Origin of the sequence: Hymenobacter sedentarius, assembly GCF_001507645.1 — a bacterium.
GTDB classification, from domain to species: Bacteria; Bacteroidota; Bacteroidia; order Cytophagales; family Hymenobacteraceae; genus Hymenobacter; species Hymenobacter sedentarius.
In genome coordinates, this window is the sequence record NZ_CP013909.1 from 2,612,485 (window position 1) to 2,632,404 (window position 19,920).

General features: G+C 60.0%; 14 protein-coding genes and 1 tRNA gene. 11 read left to right on the forward strand and 4 right to left on the reverse strand.

Annotation, left to right across the window (positions count from 1 at the left end; all coding sequences use genetic code 11):
* Positions 1–108 precede the first annotated feature (108 nt).
* Positions 109–4,713, reverse strand: a complete 4,605-nt coding sequence (locus AUC43_RS10735) for a translocation/assembly module TamB domain-containing protein (RefSeq protein WP_068192975.1) — start codon at positions 4,711–4,713, stop codon at positions 109–111.
* A 297-nt stretch (positions 4,714–5,010) separates the two neighbouring features.
* Between AUC43_RS10735 and tsaD the strand changes: the two genes are divergently transcribed.
* From tsaD to AUC43_RS10760, 5 genes are all read left to right on the forward strand, one after another.
* Positions 5,011–6,021 carry a tRNA (adenosine(37)-N6)-threonylcarbamoyltransferase complex transferase subunit TsaD gene (gene tsaD / locus AUC43_RS10740; RefSeq protein WP_068192978.1) on the forward strand — a complete coding sequence of 337 codons (1,011 nt, stop codon included), beginning with the start codon at positions 5,011–5,013 and terminating at the stop codon, positions 6,019–6,021.
* A 101-nt stretch (positions 6,022–6,122) separates the two neighbouring features.
* The gene (gene smpB / locus AUC43_RS10745; protein WP_068192980.1) at positions 6,123–6,581 is read left to right on the forward strand and encodes an SsrA-binding protein SmpB; all 459 of its coding nucleotides are present in this window, start codon (positions 6,123–6,125) and stop codon (positions 6,579–6,581) included.
* A 148-nt stretch (positions 6,582–6,729) separates the two neighbouring features.
* Entirely contained in the window at positions 6,730–7,521 is a 792-nt protein-coding gene (locus AUC43_RS10750) for a C40 family peptidase (protein ID WP_071885879.1), read from the forward strand.
* A gap of 241 nt (positions 7,522–7,762) precedes the next feature.
* On the forward strand, positions 7,763–8,257 hold the full coding sequence (locus tag AUC43_RS10755; protein WP_068192983.1) for an HNH endonuclease: 495 nt from the start codon (positions 7,763–7,765) through the stop codon (positions 8,255–8,257).
* A gap of 225 nt (positions 8,258–8,482) precedes the next feature.
* The gene (locus AUC43_RS10760) at positions 8,483–9,409 is read left to right on the forward strand and encodes a fatty acid desaturase family protein (protein ID WP_335340873.1); all 927 of its coding nucleotides are present in this window, start codon (positions 8,483–8,485) and stop codon (positions 9,407–9,409) included.
* Positions 9,410–9,587: 178 nt separating this feature from the next.
* On the opposite strand, the gene AUC43_RS10765 is transcribed toward AUC43_RS10760, so the two are convergent.
* Positions 9,588–10,424, reverse strand: coding sequence for an alpha/beta fold hydrolase (locus AUC43_RS10765; RefSeq protein ID WP_068192991.1), 837 nt, complete (start codon positions 10,422–10,424; stop codon positions 9,588–9,590).
* Between the two features lie 320 nt (positions 10,425–10,744).
* Between AUC43_RS10765 and rpsA the strand changes: the two genes are divergently transcribed.
* The 3 genes from rpsA to cphA all read left to right on the forward strand — a co-directional run bounded on the left by rpsA (position 10,745) and on the right by cphA (position 15,923).
* Complete coding sequence (gene rpsA / locus AUC43_RS10770; RefSeq protein ID WP_417999856.1) at positions 10,745–12,937, forward strand: 30S ribosomal protein S1; 2,193 nt, start codon at positions 10,745–10,747, stop codon at positions 12,935–12,937.
* A 115-nt stretch (positions 12,938–13,052) separates the two neighbouring features.
* Positions 13,053–13,123: transfer RNA gene (locus AUC43_RS10775), tRNA-Cys, on the forward strand.
* Positions 13,124–13,283: 160 nt separating this feature from the next.
* Entirely contained in the window at positions 13,284–15,923 is a 2,640-nt protein-coding gene (gene cphA, locus AUC43_RS10780; protein WP_068192994.1) for a cyanophycin synthetase, read from the forward strand.
* Between the two features lie 76 nt (positions 15,924–15,999).
* Here the strand turns inward: cphA and AUC43_RS10785 are convergent, their stop codons facing one another.
* Positions 16,000–16,950: a hypothetical protein gene (locus tag AUC43_RS10785; RefSeq protein WP_068192997.1), complete on the reverse strand. Its 951-nt coding sequence runs from the start codon at positions 16,948–16,950 to the stop codon at positions 16,000–16,002.
* A gap of 125 nt (positions 16,951–17,075) precedes the next feature.
* Here AUC43_RS10785 and AUC43_RS10790 point away from each other — a divergent pair, with 125 nt between their 5' ends.
* The 3 genes from AUC43_RS10790 to AUC43_RS10800 are packed head-to-tail and all read left to right on the forward strand — an operon-like array spanning position 17,076 to position 19,103.
* The gene (locus tag AUC43_RS10790; protein ID WP_068193000.1) at positions 17,076–17,684 is read left to right on the forward strand and encodes a methyltransferase domain-containing protein; all 609 of its coding nucleotides are present in this window, start codon (positions 17,076–17,078) and stop codon (positions 17,682–17,684) included.
* A 6-nt stretch (positions 17,685–17,690) separates the two neighbouring features.
* A complete protein-coding gene (gene kdsA, locus AUC43_RS10795) occupies positions 17,691–18,551 on the forward strand; it encodes a 3-deoxy-8-phosphooctulonate synthase (RefSeq protein ID WP_068193003.1) in 861 nt (286 codons plus the stop codon).
* A 24-nt stretch (positions 18,552–18,575) separates the two neighbouring features.
* Positions 18,576–19,103 (forward strand): STM3941 family protein, encoded by a 528-nt coding sequence (locus AUC43_RS10800; protein ID WP_068193007.1) that lies wholly within the window; start codon positions 18,576–18,578, stop codon positions 19,101–19,103.
* A gap of 12 nt (positions 19,104–19,115) precedes the next feature.
* Here AUC43_RS10800 and AUC43_RS10805 read toward each other — a convergent pair whose 3' ends face one another.
* Positions 19,116–19,895: an O-methyltransferase gene (locus AUC43_RS10805; RefSeq protein ID WP_068193010.1), complete on the reverse strand. Its 780-nt coding sequence runs from the start codon at positions 19,893–19,895 to the stop codon at positions 19,116–19,118.
* Positions 19,896–19,920: the final 25 nt, after the last annotated feature.

The following is a 19,920-nucleotide window of genomic DNA, read 5'->3' on the forward strand; positions in this document are numbered from 1 at the left end:
TCGAGTATTGTTCGCCTATCGTGCAACGAGTCCAACCACTCCCATCCGAACCTGCGGTTCGAATATTCCCTCCTTAGCTAAGGAGGGGAGTTGACCGTCGCTTCTGACTTATAAATTCGTTCTCGGGTCCTCGTCTACGGTCAGCACTTCCTTGCCTTCGCGGGCTTTTTGAGTGTTACGCTCCTTCTTTTTTGGGTTTTTGCGGCTGAACAACTCCCCAAACGAGTTGAACTGCTCGGTGTGCAGCACGGAGAGGCCCGCGCGGGGCTGGTTGATGGTTTCCAGGTCGCGCGGGGTGGTTTCGTAGCGCAGCTTGGTGCGGAACTTGCCGTCGGGCCGCAGGTAGTATTCCAGGCTCAGGTCGCCGAGCAGGGAGGCCTGGCCGGCGGTATTGCTTGAGTTGGGTTGCGCGGTGCCGGTGTTTACCAGGTTGGCGTTGCTGGTAAAGCCGCCTTCGCGGGTCACGCGCAGGCGGCCGTTCAGGAACGAATAGCTCAGGCGCACCTGCAGAGCCTGCAGCTGCTCGGCGGTGAGGCCGTTGATGTTGAAGTCAATCTCCAGGTTCTGGTCGATTTGCGACGTGAGCAAACCCAGCTGCGTACTCAAAATCTGACCCAGGCTGTTCTGCACCGTGTTGTCCTGGCCGCGCAGGGAAATGGAGTTGGCAATGGAGCCGGGCGGCGACAGCTGCTTGAATACCAGCAGGCTGAATACCTGCTTGTTCAGCTCCTGCTCGTCGTTGCGGAGCGAGGTGGTGAACGCGGCCAATTCGCCCTGCAGCGTGCCCGGCGCATCGTTGAATTCGAGGTTGAGCTTGATGGCCGGCAGCAGGAGCGGGCCGGTCAGGTTCATCACGGCCGTTACGGGTACCACGGCGGCGCTGCCCGAGGCCCCCGTGCCGAGCACGGGGGCAAGCGACGTGCGCTGAGTGTAGGTGGCCGTCACATTCATTTCGCCGGCCAGCGGGTCGCCGTTCCAGGAAATAAGGCCCCCGGGCCGCACCACAAACTCCTTGTTAATCAGGCCCTGCAGCGTAAAATTGTAGGCTCCGCGCACGATTTCCACCTGGCCGTACATGTTGAAGTCGCCCCGGGTGTCGATGGCCAGGCGCAGCTGCCCGGCCGCCGAGCCGCGGATGACGTCGCCGGTGCTCTCGTCGAGCAGGATTTCCACGTAAGCCTCCGGCGTGATGGTCAGGTTCATGTTGAGCTTGATGCCCGACAGGTCGATTTTGTCCTGCACCGCTACCACCTGCGCCTTTTTTATGAGCACAGTATCGCCAAATGGGTTATTGTTCACGAACTTGATGTAACCGGCTTTTTGGGCCCGGGCTGCATTATCAAGCGGCAGCGAAATGCGCGTGCCCGCCTCGCTGCTGGCCCTTACTACAATGTCGAGGTCGCTGGTGGGGCCGGTTACGCGAACCGTGCCCGTGGCGTAGGCCGTACCGAAGTACAGCTCGTTGTCTTTGCGCGTGGTGTTGAGCACCTGCATCCGGCGGAAGTTGGCCGCAATGTCCAGGGTCATGTCCTTGAAGCCGTGGTGCCGCACAATGCCGTCGACGGTGCCGGTATTGCCCAGCACGTCGCGCAAACGGATGTTGCGGAACTCGATGCTGCGGTTGGTGAAGGTGATGCGGTCGGCGAAGGTGTAGGTGGTGCCCAGGTAGCCGAAGGTGAGGCGGCCGTTGCTCACGTCGACCTGCCCCAGCAGGTTGGGCGCCGCAAACAGGCCGGTGAGCCGCAGCTCGCCCTTGCCGGTGCCGCCCAGGTTCCGGAACAACGAGCCCAGAAACGGCTGGGCCAGCACAATGGGGGCGTCGTTGAGCGTGCCCGTCAGGTTAAACTGGTTGGTGGGGTCCTTGGGCGCAATGTCGCCGAGCACCGTCAGCACCGACTGGCCCGCCCGGGCCACGTCCAGGTTCACGTTCAGCTTGCTGGCCGTGTTGTCCCAGTCGCCGCGACCGGCCACCTGCCCGATGAGCGTGCCGTCGTAGGTCAAAGAATCCACCCCAATGGTGCTATTGATGGTGAGCGGGCCGTACACGCCGCTCACGGTGCCCAGGGCATTCACGCGGCCTTCCAGGCGCTGCCCAATCAGGGTGTTCAGCGTGGCCAGCTGGAAGTCTCGCACCGACAGCTCCAGCGGCCGCTTTTTAGCATCGGGCGAGATGAAGCCCTGCGCTCCTACAAACTGGTTGCCGCTGCTGAAATTCAGGTTGTTAATCTCGAACTCGCGGCCGTAGCCGGAAATGCGCACCGAGTTATTGGGCGCAATGGCCCAATCCTTATCCAGCAGGTGCAGGCCCGATTGGCGAAATACCACTTCCACCGCGCGTGGCAAAAAGCCCAACGAGCCGTTGATAACTGCCTTGTTGGTGGTGCCCGTTTGGGCCAGCGACGTGGAGAAGTTGATGCGCTGCTGGTCCCACACGCCCTCCAGAATGAATTTTTCGGTGCGCGCCAGCGTGGGCAGCACCTGACGTTCGCTCGTGATGCTGGCCTGGGCCAGAATGTCGGCCTTGTACGGCAGCTTGGAGGTGAGGAAGTCGAAGTCGTTGTTCACCGTGCGCACAGGGCCGTAGCGCAGGCTGTCGAGGTGGCCGCCCAGCTGGAAGATGGACGTCTCGCCGCTGCGGAACGACCCGTCGATGCGGCTGCCGTTGGCTACCTCCAGGTCGGGCACAAACAGCGCCAGCAGCGGGTTGGGCCGTTTCAGATTCAACAGCAAGTCAATCTGATACACCGGCAGCACGCGCTGGCGCTTCTTGCGGTAGTAGTTGGCCGTAGCGGTAGCGTTGCTCTCAAAATTGAGCCGGTATTCGGTGATGAGCGTCACCACGTCGTGCACCACGTCGGAGGTGTTGAAGGTGCCGGCCACGCTGGCGTCCACCGCTTCCGAGCGCAGCGTCACGCGGCGCTGGTTGCGGCTGTTGCGGGTGCTCACTACGTCGAGGGTGTCGAGGTTGAGCTTGCGGGGGCCCATGCTAAAGTGTGACTTGCGCAGGTAGGCGTGGCCGATGAGTGAGTCGAGCTCCACACCCTTAAACTTGACGTCGGCCGTGGTGGCCACCGTAAACGGCTGGCTGGTGAGGCCCAGGGTGCGCAGGTTGGCGTAGTCAATCTTGGTCTTGACGGCCACGTCTTGATGCTCGCGGTCGAGGTCGACGTGGCCGTCGCCCACGAGGCGCACGGCCGGGTCGTTCACGGCAAAGTGCCCGCTAAAGGCCTGCTGGTGAAAGTCACCCTTCAGAGAAATGTTGTGGTAGCGGTAGCCGTTGAGCCAAATGGCCGGCACCGTGAGCGTGGCCTGCCCGCGCGCAAAGGGCGGAATGAATCCCACGCCCGCTACATGCCCGTTCAGCGTCACGTCCCGAATGACCGATTCATCGCCCAAGAACTTGCCCAACTGGAAGTTATTCGACCGCACCGTGCCTTCGTAAGCCGCGTGGGTTAGGTCGGTTTTGGTCTTGAGGTTCACGTCTGTCGCCACAAAGCCCAGGGCCGTGTCGAACGAGGCATTGGCCACGAAGTCGTTGTAGAAGCCCAGCACCTGGCCTTGCAGCTTCACCCGGCCCAGACGCTGCACAATCTTATTGGCCGAGGCAGGCAGCCAGCGCTCTAGGTCGCTGGCCAGCACCACCGACGGCATCAGGCGCAGGTCGATGAAGCTTTCCCTGTAGTTGGGCAGGTTGTCGGCGTGCGCCCGCTTGGCCACAATGTGGGTGCCCTTGCCGTAGCGCACGTCGAGGTTATTGACCTTGAAATCGCGCACGTAGCCCGAGGCATCGCCGGAAATCGCCACCGACTCGTGCATCGTCGCCAGCTGGGGGGCAAACTTAGCAATATCATCGGTGTACACCCGCGAGCCCCGCAGGCGGGCAATGGTCTTCATCGAGTCGTTGTAATCGGTGAAGTTGCTGAAGACCCGGTACTCAAAGCGCAAGTAATCTTTGATTTGGCTTTTGCCAACACGCAGGCTCAGGTTCTTGAACTCCCAGAAGTGCGGGTGGTACAGCATGTCAGCCGTAATTTCGCGCAGCTGCGTTTGCGACGGCGTTTCCACCGCGTGCAGGTGGCTGATGCGCATGCCCACCGTGTCGCCGAGGTGTATCTGGGAGATGTCGGCGTAGATGCTGTCGGCCACCAGGTGGTCGTAGTCGATGCTCTTGCCGTAGGTGGGCGCGTGCGGCACGTCCTGCTTTTCAATGGCAAAGTGGCCGTTGCGCAGGGCAACGTCGGAAATCCGAAAATCAAACGGCGCCTTTTTGGTCGTGTCAGTTGAAGGGCCCACCAGCCGCTTCACGGCCGCCAGGAATTGGTTGAACGTGGTGGAATCGGGCTGGCCCGCCAGGTTTTTTAGCTCAAACCGCGGCTCGTTCAGGGTGAGTTTGGCGATGTGCAGGTGCCGCGGGTCAAACACCGAGAACAGCGAAATATTGGCATCTGCCTGCCCAATGCTGAACAGCTCCCCGCCGCGCCGGTCCTGCACGCGCACGCCTTCAAGCAATACGCGCGAAAACGGCCGCACATCAACCCGCCCAATCGTAACGCGCTGGCCCAGCTTGCGGGTCAGGATATCCGCGGCCTCGTGGGCTATCCGCGTTTGCACGCTGGGAATCCGCAAAGCAATCAGGGCACCTACCACGGCCAGCACCACCACCAGCCCAAGGCCCAGCAGTACTTTTAGCAGAACGGAGAAGAAACGACGCACCGGGGCAGGAGGGAATTAAGCGGAAAACGCGAGGTAATCCGCAAAGTTGCGGTTTTTTAGCCGTTTGCGACAACGGCTGGGCAGCCTAGCGCAAGTATCAAGCCATGGGAACGGCCGGACCGGGGCTCGGGTTCATCTTTTGGTGCCCGGCCGCGGGGCCGCGCTGCTACCTTTGCCGGGCCGAAAAGTGAGGCGGGCGGTTGTATAGCACAGCCATATGCTGCCACGGGCTTTCTTGCCGGTGCGTCCCTTTACCCCTGATATCTACGCCGCGAAGCGCTGTTTCGCGCTAACACCATGCTCGCTCGTCCTATCATCCTCGCCATCGAATCATCCTGCGACGACACCGGCGCGGCCGTGCTGGCCGGCGGCCAGCTGCTGAGCAATGTAGTGGCCACCCAAAAAGTGCACGAGCAGTACGGCGGCGTGGTGCCCGAGCTGGCGTCGCGGGCGCACCAGCAGCACATGCTGCCCGTGGTCACAGCGGCCTTGCAGGAAGCCGGCATCACCAAGGAAGACCTCGACGCCGTGGCCGTGACCCAGGGCCCCGGCCTGCTGGGCTCCTTATTAGTAGGCGGCATGTTTGCCAAAACCCTGGCCCTGGCGCTGGGCAAGCCGCTGCTGGCCGTGAACCACATGCGCGCCCACATTCTGGCCCACTTCTTGCGCGACCCCAAGCCCACTTTTCCCTTCCTCTGCCTCACCGTGAGCGGCGGCCACACGCAGCTGGTGGTGGTGAAATCGGCGCTGGAAATGGAGGTAATGGGCCAAACCATCGACGACGCGGCCGGCGAAGCGTTCGACAAAACTGCCAAGCTGCTCGGCCTGCCGTACCCCGGCGGCCCGCACCTCGATAAGCTGGCCCGCCAGGGCGACCCCCAGCGATTTGCCTTTCCGGTGGGGGCCATGCCGGGCTACGATTTCTCGTTTAGTGGGCTGAAAACCTCGGTGCTGTATTTCCTGAAGAAAGAAACGGCTGCCAACCCCGACTTCGTGGCCGAAAACCTGCCCGACCTCTGCGCCAGCATCCAGCACACCATCGTGGCCACGCTGCTGCGCCAGCTCCGCCGCGCCGCCGCCGACACCGGCCTGACGCAAGTGGCCCTGGCCGGCGGCGTAGCGGCCAACTCCGGCCTGCGCACCGCCCTGGAGGCCGAAGCCGTGGCCCAGGGCTGGGAGGTCTTCATCCCGGACTTTGCTTTTTGCACCGACAACGCGGCCATGGTGGCCATGACGGCGCACTTCCAGTTCGAAGCCGGCGACTTTGCCACCCAACTCACCAGCCCCGACCCGCGCCTGAAGCTGTGACTCCAACTTTCGGTTGGAACGGTCGTCCGCGCTGCCTGCTTTCGCGTTCTACCCTTACCGTACAATGACCCTCCCACTAAAAGTGGCGTTACCCTCCCTACATGGCCAAAGACGATAAACCCGCCATCATCAATATCAAAAACCGCCGCGCCAGCCACGAATACACTTTTCTGGCCAAGTACGACGCGGGCGTGATGCTGCAAGGCACTGAAATAAAGAGCATTCGCGACGGCAACGTCAACCTCCAGGACGGCTACTGCCTGTTCCATACCGACGGCAGCCTCTGGATTCACGGCGTGCGCATCGCGCCCTATTCCCTGGGTACTTACAACAACCACGACGCCATGCGCGAGCGCAAGCTCCTGCTCAACAAGCGCGAGCTCAAGCAGCTGGCTGGCAAAAGCGTCGACCAGGGCCTGACCATCGTGCCCCTGCGCCTCTTCGTGACCGACCGCGGCTTCGCTAAAATTGAAATCGCCCTGGCCCAAGGCAAGAAGCTGTTCGACAAACGCAACGACCTCAAGGAAAAAGCCCAGAAGCGCGACATGGAACGCCTCTAGGGAGCGATTGAGCGGCTGAATGACTGAGTGAAGCACCGCTCAGCCGCCGAGCCGCGTTTCGCTTTCGCCTTTCTTTGCAGGAAATTACTCAGTTGCTCTGGCACTCAGTCACTCGAAATTCAGTCACCCCACTTACTCCGTCACTCTTTTGAATCCCGGTATCTGCGCCCTGAGCGCTGTCCCCGTCCGCGCCGAGCCCAACGACCGGGCTGAGCTGGTTACCCAACTGCTTTTTGGCGAGTGCTACCAAGTGCTGGTCAAGCAGGAAAACTGGTTCCAGGTGCAGCTCGCCGCCGACGGCTACGTGGGCTGGATGGATTACAAGCAGCACACGCCCGTATCGGCCGAGTACTACGACGCCTGGTGCGCCCAGGACCACCCCCGCGTGCTGGACGTGGTGCAGGCCGTGAGCGACGCCACCACCAAAATCCCGCTTACCCTGGGCAGCCGCCTGCCGTTCTTCGATGGCATGAACCTGCGCCTCGGCGACCGGCAGTACTTTTTCAACGGCACCGCCACCAACCCCACCGCCGCCCCCGACCCGGTTCGCCAGGCCGCGCTGCTGCGCAAAATGGCCCTGCTCTATTTAAAGGCTCCCTATGTGTGGGGCGGCAAAAGCGTGTTCGGCCTCGACTGCTCGGGCCTTTGCCAGCAGCTCTACGGCCTGGTGGGCATTCAGCTCCCGCGCGATGCCCGCCAGCAGATTGACCACGGCCGCCCCGTGCACTTCGTGGCCCAGGCCAAGCCCGGCGACCTCGCCTTTTTCGATAACGCGGAAGGCCGGATTGTGCACGTGGGCATGGTGATGGACGAAGGCCAAATTCTGCACGCCCACGGCGAAGTGCGCCTCGACCCGCTCGACCACAACGGCATCTACAACCGCGACCGGCAGCGCTACTCTCACAAGCTGCGCCTGCTCAAACGCCTGCTGCCGGAGTAGGGGAGGAAGTAAGCTAACAAGTAGGTCATTATCCAGAAGGTCATGCTGAGCTTGTCGAAGCATCTCTACCGCTGAAGTAATCCATTCAATTGGGGTTGCTCTCGCGGTAGAGATGCTTCGTCAAGCTCCGCATGACGTTCTTTTTTCAGGCCTCCGCATCACTGAACTTAACCCAATACCGCTTGTTTATTTGCTTGGAAACCGCTAGATTTCGGCGGGTTATCCGAGCCCAAAAGCGTGTATGGACCAAAAAGTGTTAGTGCTGAATGGCGACTATACCGCCATCACCCTGTGCAGCGTGCAGAAGGCGTTCGTGCTCTTGTTTCTCGACAAAGCTGAGATGGTGGCCAAGTCGGAGCACGGCACGCTGCGCACCATTTCGCATGCCTACCCCAAGCCCAGCATCATTCGCTTGCAGCGGTACGTGCGCGTGCCCTACAAAGGCATTGCCCTGAGCCGGCACAACATTTTCAAGCGCGACCATTTTGAGTGCCAGTACTGCGGCTCCACCAAAAACCTGACGCTCGACCACGTGGTGCCCCGCTCGCGCGGCGGCGAGTCCTCGTGGACCAACCTGCTCACAGCCTGCGCCCGCTGCAACCACGCCAAGGGCCACCACACGCCCAACGAAGCCGGCCTTACCATCCGGCAGCAGCCCAAGAAACCCACCCTGGCGGGCTTCCTCAAATTATCGGCCGGCACCATCGACCAGAACTGGCACGCGTATTTGAATTGAGCTGAACCGTAAGTTTTAAACTAAGTTGGACCATGCGCCGTTGGAGAGGGGTACCTTTGTGCCTCGTTTCCCTAAATCCCGCCCATGTCCTTACCCAAATTTGCCGCTACACGCTCCTTTCACACCGAGCTTAAAACTCGCATTAATCAATACTTCGAGGAGTCTGGTCGGCCAATGACGGGGGATTCGGGCCTCTTATTAAAGGCAATCTTGTTGGTGGGCACCATGGTCGCGCTTTACGTGCACTTGGTGTTTTTTACGCCGGCTGCCGCCTGGGCCCTGCTCGAGTGTACCCTCATGGGCTGCGTCATTGCGGCCACGGGCTTTAACGTGATGCACGACGGAGCACACGGCAGCTTTTCCCGCTTTCCGTGGCTCAATAAAATGGCGGCCTACACCCTGGGCGTGATGGGCGGCAGCCCCTACATGTGGAATTCCAAGCACAATCTCATCCACCACACCTATACCAACATCGAGGGCCACGACGACGACATCGACGTGAAGCCTTGGATGCGCATGACCCCCGACCAGCCCAAGCACTCGCTGCACCGCTATCAGCACTTCTATTTCTGGGCCCTGTACTGCATGCTGTACATCACTTGGATTTTTGCCATGGACTACCAGAAGTACTTCACCCGTCAAATCGGCGCCATAGGCCTCAAGCCCATGAACGCCGGTGAGCACATCAGCTTCTGGGGCTTCAAAGCCCTCAATTTGGTGCTTTTCGTGGTGCTGCCCATTTACATGGTAGGGTTCCTGCCCTGGTTGGCCGGCTTCTTTCTGAGCATGGCCGTGGCCGGCTTTGTGCTCAGCATGGTGTTCCAATTGGCCCACACCGTAGAGGATGCCGCTTTTCCCGTGCCTCATCCAGTTACTGCTAAACTCGAAGACGAGTGGGCCATCCACCAAGTGCGCACCACGGCCAACTTTGCTACGGATAATAAGGTGGTAAGCTGGTTGGTAGGGGGGCTCAACTTCCAAATTGAGCACCACTTGTTCCCCAAGATTTCGCACGTCCATTACCCCGCCATCAGCAAGATTGTGCAGCAGGTGTGCAGCGAGTTTGACGTGACCTACAACAACTACCGCCACACCCGCTCGGCCATTGCCTCGCACGTAGGCTTCCTCCGCCAGATGGGCCGCGCCGCTTAGGTTGAGCTAAGCCGATAAACAAAAAGCCCCGACGCAGCTGCGTCGGGGCTTTTTGTTTTGCCAGAACGTCATGCTGAGCGGAGTCGAAGCATCTCTACCGCAACACTAAACCAATCGGTCCAACGAAGCAGTAGAGATGCTTCGACTCCGCTCAGCATGACAGCCGGTTATCAAATAATTATCTGCCAACAAACGACAATAAATCCACCGTCAATTGGTCTTTGTCGGTGAAGAACAGGCCGTGGGGCGCCCCCTTGTAAACCTTGTATTCCGCCTGCGGAATCATTTTGGCCGTGCGCGCGCCGCTGGCCTCGATGGGCACTGTCGCGTCTTCATCGCCGTGAATCACCAGAGTGGGCACTTTCACGGCCTGCAAATCAGCCCGGAAGTCGGTGCTGGAAAAGGCCTTGGCGCAGTCGCTCGTGGCATTTGGCGCAGCGAGCGAAGCCACCGTGAAGTTCCAGTCCAGCACGCCCTGGCTCACCGGGTGGCTTATCATGCCCACGCCGTAGAAGCTCTTGGCGAAGGTTTGCAGGAAGTCGAACCGGTCTTTCTTCATGCCGTCCTGCATGCCGTCAAATACCGATTGGGGTACGCCTTCGGGGTTGTTGTCGGTCTTGAGCATAAAGGGCGTCACGGCGCTGATGAAGGCCACGCGGGCAATGCGGGCGTCGCCGTAGGTGCCGAGGTAGCGGGCTATTTCGCCCCCGCCCATCGAGAAGCCCACCAGCGTCACGTTGCTGAGGTCCAGCTCTTCGAGCAGGGCGTTGAGGTCGGCGGCCAGCGTGTCGTAGTCGTAGCCCGTCCACGGGCGCGACGACCGGCCAAAGCCGCGGCGGTCGTACGCCACCACACGCAGGCCGTGCTTGGGCAGCTCCACCATCTGGTGCTCCCACATGGTGTGGTCGAGCGGCCAGCCGTGAATCAGCACCACGGGGTTGCCCTGGCCCCAGTCTTCGTAAAAAATGTTCACCGGATGTCCGGCGGTATCGGTTCCTGCTTTTAGGATGGCCATGCGTGAGAGGGTTTTGGAGTTAAGAGAGATGTTTTTCTCTTACCGTCCGCGGCCGGGTGTGGTTGCAAAGCTCACTGGGCCAATGCCACAATTGAGACGATAGTGGAAGAGGATGATATTATATCCAGCCGTTGAGCTTCGTTAAAAAGCAGGTTAGGGATGACGCCGATGCACTAGCATAACCGCCCCAAATCCTGTACCTTTGCGGCCCCGCCAGGGTGGCGGGCCTTGCTGCACAACGGCAAGGTGTTCAACAAGAACCGCGTAAGGGCCCGGGCACCGGCCGCTACGTTTACCTAAGAGGTGCCCAACAGCTATTTATGGCAGATTTGATTGACGATTTCGACTGGGATAATGTCGGAGCCACCGGTTTTGGTGGAAACTACTCGGCTGACCAGCGTGCCGAGATGGAGAAAATGTACGGCGACACGCTCACGACCGTACAGGAAGAAGAAGTAGTGAAGGGCACCGTGGTTGGCATCACCGACCGCGACGTAATCCTGAACATCGGCTTCAAATCCGATGGTCTTGTGTCGATTACCGAATTCCGCGACCTGCCCGATTTGAAAATCGGCGACGAGGTAGAGGTGTTCATCGAAGACCAGGAAGATGCCAACGGCCAGCTCATCCTGAGCCGCAAGAAAGCTAAAATCAAGCAGGCCTGGAAGGCCATTTACGATGCCCTCGAGCTGGATACCATCCTCGAAGGCGTAGTGAAGCGTCGCACCAAAGGCGGCCTCATCATGGAGCTCGACGGCGTAGAAGCCTTCCTGCCCGGCTCGCAAATCGACGTGAAGCCCATCCGCGACTTCGACATTTATGTGGGCCGTCGCATGGAAGTGAAAGTTGTGAAAATCAACTCCGCTTTCGACAACGTCGTGGTTTCGCACAAAGTACTCATCGAGAAAGACCTCGAGAAGCAGCGTGAAGCCATCCTCAACAACCTGGAGAAAGGCCAGATTCTGGAAGGCAACATCAAGAACATGACCAACTTCGGCGTGTTCATCGACCTCGGCGGTGTCGACGGTCTGCTGCACATCACGGACATCTCGTGGGGCCGCATCGCTCACCCGAGCGAAGTACTCCAGTTGGACCAGAAGCTGAACATCGTGGTTCTGGACTTCGACGAAGCCAAGAAGCGTATTTCGCTGGGCTTGAAGCAGCTGACTCCCCACCCATGGGATTCGCTGCCCGCCGACCTGCAGCCGGGCTCCAAAGTATCGGGCCGCATCGTGAACGTGGCCGACTACGGCGCTTTCATGGAAGTGGTACCGGGCGTAGAAGGCCTCATCCACGTTTCGGAAATGAGCTGGAGCCAGCACCTGCGCAACCCGCAGGACTTCATCAAGCAGGGCGACACGGTAGAAGCGCAAATTCTGACGCTCGACCGCGAAGACCGCAAGATGAGCCTCGGCATCAAGCAACTGACCGAAGACCCCTGGACGCGTGGCGACTTCGGCGACAAGTACGCCGTGGGCACCAAGCACAGCGGCCTCGTGCGCAACCTGACCAACTTCGGCCTGTTCGTTGAGCTGGAAGAGGGTGTAGACGGCCTCGTGCACGTTTCGGACCTGTCGTGGACCAAGAAAATCAAGCACCCATCGGAAATGGTGAAGGTGGGCGACAAGCTGGACGTAGTTGTTCTGGAGCTGGACCTGGGCGCCCGTCGCCTGGCCCTGGGCCACAAGCAGCTGGAGGAAAACCCCTGGGATACGTTCCAGTCGGTATTCACCCCCGGCTCGGTACACCGTGCTACCATCACCGAGAAGTCGGAGCGTGGCGCTGTTCTCGAGTTGCCTTACGGCATCGAGGGCTTCGCTTACCCCAAGTCGCTGGTGAAGGAAGACGGCAGCACCGCCGAAAACGGCGAAGCACTGGACTTCCGCGTAACCGAGTTCTCGAAGGATGACCGCCGCATCGTGCTTTCGCACACTGCCGTGTACAACCAGGCTGCAGCCGCCGAGGACGACAGCCGCAACGCCAAGTTCAAGAAGAAGACCAACGCCAAAGGCGGTGAGCCCCAGGGCGAAGGCAAAATCAGCGACCTGAAGAAGACCGAAGAGAAGTCCACCCTGGGCGACCTCGACGCGCTGAGCGCCCTGCGCGACCAGATGATGGGCAACGAGCGCAAGGCTGGCGAGCAGAAGCTTGCTGCTGCCGCTGCCAAGCCTGCTGCTGAGGAAGCTCCTGCTGCCAAGGCTCCGAAGGCCGCCAAAGCTGCTCCGGCTGCTGAGGCACCGGCCGAAGAGGGTGGCTTGCTGGCCGGCATCGCCGGTGCTGCCACTGCTGCCTTCGACAAGGTGAAGGAAGTAGCCGCCGACGCTGCCGAAGCCGTTTCGCACAACGAGACCTTCGACAAAGTGAAGCACGCTGCCACCGACGCCGTAGACGCCGTAACCCACTCCGCTGCTTTCGAGAAAGCTTCGGAAGTAGCCGGCGACTTGGTTGACAAAGCCAAAGACCTGATTGCCGGCGACGACGCCGACAAAAAGGACGACGAAGCCAAAGCCTAACGCTTAGCTTCCGCTACTGAAAAAGCCCCGGCCGCAATGCCGGGGCTTTTTTTGTGCCTTAGCCTTGCCCACCCCAAACGGGCTGCTTACCTTTGCGCTCCCAAAGACCACTACTGGTGACGTGACCGAGTGGCTAGGTAGAGGTCTGCAAAACCTCCTACGGCGGTTCGAATCCGCCCGTCACCTCTGAGTATTAAGGAAGAAGCCCCATTTGCCAACCGGCAGGTGGGGCTTTTTTCTTGCTAGGCATGGTGGTTTGACGGTTTTGGGCTGCATTATGCCTAAATTTAGCAGCCAAGCCCGGGGTACTTACGTACGGGGCTTCAAACGCCTTTCCTTTCCACACATGAAAATCATTGACCTGCGCACCATGCGCGGCCCAAGCTACTGGTCTGTTAAACACACCAAGCTTATCGTTGCCAAAGTTGATTTGGAAGAATTTGCCGGGAAATGGTCGAATGCCGTGCCCGGGCTGGGCGGGCGGTTAATCAAGCTCTTCCCGAACATTGGGCAGGCGCAGCCGAGCGGCATGAGCGGCGGCAAGCAGTCGGCCAAGCGCCCACCGCTCAATTTGGACCAGCTGAACGACGGCGAACCGTTGGGCCACGTCATCTACCACGTAGCCCTGGAGCTCCAGCGGCTGGCCGGCATGCCCGTGTTCTGGGGCAAGTCGTACCCGGCGCAGGAGGAAGGGGTGGAGTACGTGGTGTTTGACTACCAGGAGGAGCGCGCCGGGCGCCGGGCCATCGAGGCGGCCGTGGAGATAGTGGAGGCGGTGTGCAAAAAAGAGAAGGTGGACCTGAAACCCATCATCGACGAGTTGCACGAAATTCGGGAAGAAGAGTTTATTGGGCCCAGCACCTATAGCATTGTGGCGGAAGCGGCGTCCCGTAACATTCCCTACATCTCGCTCAAGAACAGCAACATCATCCAGTTGGGCTACGGCGTGAACCAGAAGCGCATCTGGGCCACCACTACCAGCTACACGTCGCACGCCGGGGTGGAGGTAGCCGGCAATAAGAACCGCACCAAGGCCATGCTGAAAGACGCGGGCGTGCCCGTGCCCCGCGGCACCACCGTGTACTCGGAAGACGGCCTGCGCGACGCCATCGAAGAGCTGGGCTTCCCCATCGTGACCAAGCCCCTGGATGGCAACCACGGCAAGGGCGCCACCATCCGCATCATGAACTGGAAGGATGCCGCGGAGGGGCTGAAGGCCGCCCAGGCGTATTCGCGGGCCGTGATTGTGGAGCAGTTCATCGAAGGCTTTGACTTCCGCTTGCTGGTGGTGAACGGCAAGCTCATTGCCGCCGCCAAGCGCACGCCCGCCGCCGTGACCGGCGATGGCAGTAGCACCATTCAGCAGCTGATTGACGAAGTGAACAAAGACCCCCGGCGCGGCGTGGGCCACGAGAAAGTGCTCACGGCCATCAAAGCCGATAAGCACACGCTGGACATTCTCAAAAGCAAGGACCTGACGCTAAAATCGGTGTTGCCCGCCGGCGAGACGCTGTACCTGAAGAGCACGGCTAACATCAGCACGGGCGGCACCGCTGCCGATGTGACCGATATGATGCACCCCTACAACGTGCTGCTGGCCGAGCGGGTGGCAGGCATCGTGGGGCTCGACATCTGCGGCATCGACCTCATGGCCACCGACATTGCCGTGCCGCTCAACGAAAGCCGCGGCGCCGTGATTGAAGTAAACGCCGCCCCGGGATTCCGCATGCACATTTCGCCGGCCGAAGGGCTGCCGCGCAACGTGGCCGCGCCCGTGGTCGACATGCTGTTTCCGCCCGGTTCCACGGCCCGCATCCCCATCATTGCCGTGACGGGTACCAACGGCAAAACCACCACCACCCGCCTCATTGCGCACCTGGTGGCCAGCAAGGGCTACAAGGTGGGCTTCACCACCACCGACGGTATTTACATTCAGGGCGTGCAATTGCAAAAAGGCGACTGCACCGGCAGCCAAAGCGCTGAATTTGTGTTGAAGGACCCTACCGTAAACTACGCCGTGCTCGAGACAGCCCGCGGCGGCATGCTGCGTTCTGGCTTGGGCTTCAACACCTGCGACATTGCCGTGGTGACCAACGTAGCAGCCGACCACCTGGGCATGCGCGACATCAACACGGTGGAGGAAATGGCGGCCGTGAAGGGCGTGCTGCCCCGCACGGTGCGCAAAAGCGGCTGGGCCGTGCTCAACGCCGACGACGACCTGGTATACGCCATGGCCCGCACCGTCGACTGCCGCGTGGCCTTGTTCAGCATGGACGAGAATAACCCACGCATCCTCGAGCACGTGGAAGGGGGCGGCGTGGCTGCCGTTTATGAGGAAGGCTACATCACCATCTACAAAAACAGCTACAAGCTGCGCATCGACCGCGCCGCCGAGTTTCCCGTCACGTTTGGGGGCCGGGCTGGCTTCAACATCGAGAACAGCTTGGCGGCGGCCCTGGCCGGCTACCTGGCCGGCTTCGACCGCGACGACATCAAAACAGCCCTCCGCACCTTTGTGCCCTCGGGCTCCAAGACGCCGGGCCGAATGAACTCCTACAAGTTTCCGAAGTTCGAAGTCATTGTGGATTACGCCCACAACACGGCGGGCATCACCAAATTTGCGGAGTTCATGGAGGCAACTACAGCCACCCGCAAAATCGGGGTGATTTCGGGCTTGGGCGACCGGCGCGATGAGGACACGCTGAGCTTCGCGCGCATTGCAGGTCGCATCTTCGATGAAGTAATACTGCGCCAGAACGACGACCTGCGCGGCAAGAGCGCCGAGTACCTGCGCGAAATCATGGAGCGTGGCCTGCGGCTCGACAAGCCCGACCTGCCCATTACCTACATCGAGGACGAAATGGAATCTATCGACTACGTGCTCGAAAATGCTCCGGAAGGCGCAGTAATTACGCTGCTAACGGAAGATATTTCGGCCACCCTGGCCAAACTCGATGAATATGAAAGCCTAGTGACCGCTCAGTAAAGTGAACCGATTGCGCATAAAAAAGCCGCTTCAGATTTCTGAAGCGGCTTTTTTTATGCCCTGTGCCTAGCAGTAGCTATTTCAGGGTGAAGGTGGTTTTGCCCATCAGCTGGCCGCTTTCATAGAGCTCCACGGTGTGCTGCCCCTTCTTGTAATCGGCGCCTTTGGCGTACACAAATTCGAGTTTCTGCTTGGTGTTGTCGTACACCACGTCCTGCTTTTGGGTATAAAACGCCTCTTGGCCGTCCACGGTGAAGGTGCCGCCGCCGGTGCTTAGGTTATACAGCGCGGCGCCGTCGGGCTCCAAGATGCGCATGTAAATGGCTTTGGTTTCCTTGGGCGATACGTCGTTGCGGGCCAGGTTGAAGGTAACCTTCACCTTTTCCACCTTCTTGGCCTTGAACTCTTCCTTGTCGTCCTCCTTCTCCTTATTCCTGGAAGTGATGATGGCCACTTTGATGTTATCGGCCTGCAGGCGCGAGGCCACGCCTACTTTTTCCGATAGCTCCTGGTTGGACCGCACGATGGTGCTGATGGTGTCGGTCAGCTTGTTTTGCTTTTCCTTCAGCGTGCTCGTTTCGGTGTAAAGCGTCTCGTTGTCTTTCTTGAGCTGGGCAATGTCGTCGTCCTTCTTGCGCAGCTGGCCTTCCAGGTTCAGGGCGCGCTGCTTGAAGAGGTTTTGCTGGGCAATGGAGAAGCTGCCGGCTTTGAAGGAGCGCAGCTTCAGCAGATCGGCATTGACGCTGGCAATCTTGGACTCGAGCGAATCGTTGCTCAGGCCCAGGGCCTGCAATTCCTGACTTTGCCGCTCAAAATCGGCCTTCAGCGCTTCGTATTGCTTTATTTGGTCCTGCAGTTTGGTATCCTTGGCTTTTACCTCGGTGGTCAGCTCCTCGTTCTTTTGGCCTTTCTGCTGGTTGAGGTAAAACAAAACCCCATTGATGCCAAGCAGCACCAGCACAAGGGCTACCCAAAGTAGGACGCGGCTGTTATTGGAACGGGGTTCGGGGGTTTCGTTAGGGTCCATGCGGGAATTATTAAGCGAGAAATGCGATAAGTATTTGAGGCGCGCGCCGCAGTGCGGCGCTTACCTTTGGGCGTAAAAATAGGGGACTTCCGTGCCCTGGCAAGTTTTACCTAAACTTTGACGGAATGGAAACGCTTTTTCCGGCCTTCGATGCCGCCTACTGGCAAGGCCGTTACGCCACCGGACGCGACGGCTGGGATGCCCACCGCATCACGCCCCCACTGCACGCGTACTTCGACCAGCTCGACGTAGCGCAGCAGCCGCGCATCCTCATCCCCGGGGCCGGCCGGGCCTACGAAGCCGAGTACCTGCACCAGCTGGGCTTCCGGCACGTGTTTGTGGCCGACCTGGCGCCCGAGCCCCTGCAAGCGCTAGCGGCCCGCGTGCCCGATTTTCCCGCCGACCACTTGCTGCTGGCCGACTTCTTTGCCCTGCCCAACGCTCCGCTTTACGACATGATTGTGGAGCAAACCTTCTTTTGTGCCTTAAACCCAGCCTTGCGCCCGGCCTATGCCCAGAACTGCGCGGCGCTGCTGCGGCCCGGCGGCACGCTGATGGGGCTGCTTTTCGACACCGATTTTGGCCCGGTGCAGGAGCCCCCGTTTGGCGGCACCAAAGAAGAGTACCGCCAGTACTTTGCGCCGTATTTCGACTTCCGCCATTTCGAAACGGCCACCAACTCGCTTGCGCCCCGGCAGGGGCGGGAGCTGTTTATTTGTTTGAAAAAGAAATAATTACGTATGCTCACCGCCCTCGCCAACACGCTCCCGCATTTTCGCCACACCAATTCCGGCCAGTTTTTCCTCATGGCCGGCCCCTGCGTCATCGAAGGTGAAGACATGGCGCTGCGCATTGCCGAGCGCATCAAGCACATCACCGACAAGCTCCAGATTCCCTTTATTTTCAAAGGCTCCTACCGCAAGGCTAACCGCTCGCGGCTCGATTCCTTCACCGGTATCGGCGACGAAACCGCGCTGCGCATCCTGCAGAAAGTAGGCCGCGAAATCGGCGTGCCCACCGTCACCGACATCCACGAATCGGGCGAGGCGGCGCTGGCGGCGGAGTACGTCGACGTGCTGCAAATTCCCGCTTTCCTGTGCCGGCAAACCGATTTGCTCATTGCCGCGGCCCAAACCGGCAAAGTGGTGAACGTGAAAAAAGGCCAGTTCCTGAGCGGCGAGGCCATGAAATGGGCCGTGGATAAAATCCGGCAGTCCGGCAATGAGCACGTCATCCTCACCGAGCGCGGCAACTCCTTTGGCTATTCCGACCTCGTGGTGGATTTCCGCAACCTGCCCGCCATGCGCGAATTCCAGGTGCCCGTGGTAATGGACGTGACGCACTCGCTGCAGCGCCCCAACCAGAGCAGCGGCGTGACCGGCGGCCAGCCCGCCCTCATCGAAACCATCGCCAAAGCCGCTATTGCCGTGGGCGCCGACGGCCTGTTCATCGAAACCCACCCCACGCCGGCCACCGCGCTATCCGACGGCGCCAACATGCTGCCGCTCGACCAACTCGAAGCCCTGATGGTAAAGCTTACGCGGGTGCGCGAGGCCATTCGGGACTCTGGTGAGGTTGACCCGCAGGGGCTACAGGCCTAAAATGGGACTAGTTGAATAGAGCCAATGATTGAGTTTCGGCTTTATAAATCTCGCTGGAAAGCCCAGAGGTTGTTGCTTGGGTGTGCTGCCTTCGTCGGTATTGGCTTCTTCTTGCTGGGACAACCAGGCACACCACAAGTGGTAATCTGGGCAATTATTGGCTTCTTCGGCCTTTGTTTTTCCATCGGCATTTTCCAACTCCTTGACCGCCGTCCCCAGATTATTGTCAACGAGTTCGGGGTGTTTGACCGCACCACGCATCACGAATTCATAAATTGGGAACTCATTCGGGATGCTTACCTCGTCGAGATACACCGCCAGCAATTCGTATGCTTAGTGGTAGATGAGGCATTCGAGCCTTCTCGAAAAAAAGGCCAATTCCACCAAGGCATGGCGAAACTAGGCAAAGAGCTAGGATTTCAGGAGCTGAATATTTCCCTCGGCCCCGTTGACGTCGATGCCATACGCTTCGCTGAATTTCTGCTGGCAATGCGGGGCGCCGAGCGGCCCGAGCGAGAAGTCCTGGTCCGGAAGGCAATTGCCACCCAATAATCCAAACTGTACTTAAGCGCGCAGCCAGAAGTGCTGCTTGGGCTGATTCTTGCGAAAGAAAACCAGCCCAATATAAAATAGGTCAACCGTCATGGTCACCTCCGGATGGGCCTTGATGGCCTCCCAGGCCTGCTCCATTTCCTCTGACCAGTGGATGTCGTCGAAGACAAACACGGATTCGTTGGTTCGGTGGGCCAGGCACAGCTCGAAGTAGCGCAGCGTCGGCTCGAGGCGGTGGTTGCCGTCGAAAAAGGCAAAGTCGACGGGTTTGCTCAGGGCGGCCAGGGCAAGAGCGAGGGTGTCGTCGATGTTGCCTTCGACAATGTTGATGTTGCTAAGGCCCAGCGTGGCAAACGTTTCGCGGGCCACGGTGGCCACGTTGGGGCAGCCTTCGAAGGTGACGACTTGCTGGCGCGAGTCGGCCGCAGCCAGGTAAGAGGTGGTGAGCCCCAGCGAGGTGCCCAATTCTAAAATCGTGGCCGGCCGGAAATAATTGACCAGCCGAAACAGCAGCTTCGCCAGGTGCGGCGGTTTGGCCGCGGTCCGGGCAATGTCGGCAATGCGGCGCTGCTGGCCGGCGCCGGTGTGCGAACCGGCCCCGAAATCGGTGACGCCAATGCTGGCCGAGCTGCGGAGCAACTCCCGACGCCGCTCCTCGATGGGGGCATAGGCCCCAAAAAAGCCGGTGTGGCGCACCACCGAGGTGTAGAGCCCAAACACGAATGGGGAGTGGAGCCCGTGGGCATTGCCCGAACGAAGCCAGAAGCGGAAGTAAGCGAGGAGTTGAAACAAGAAGCGGGCGGGCAATGCGAACCGC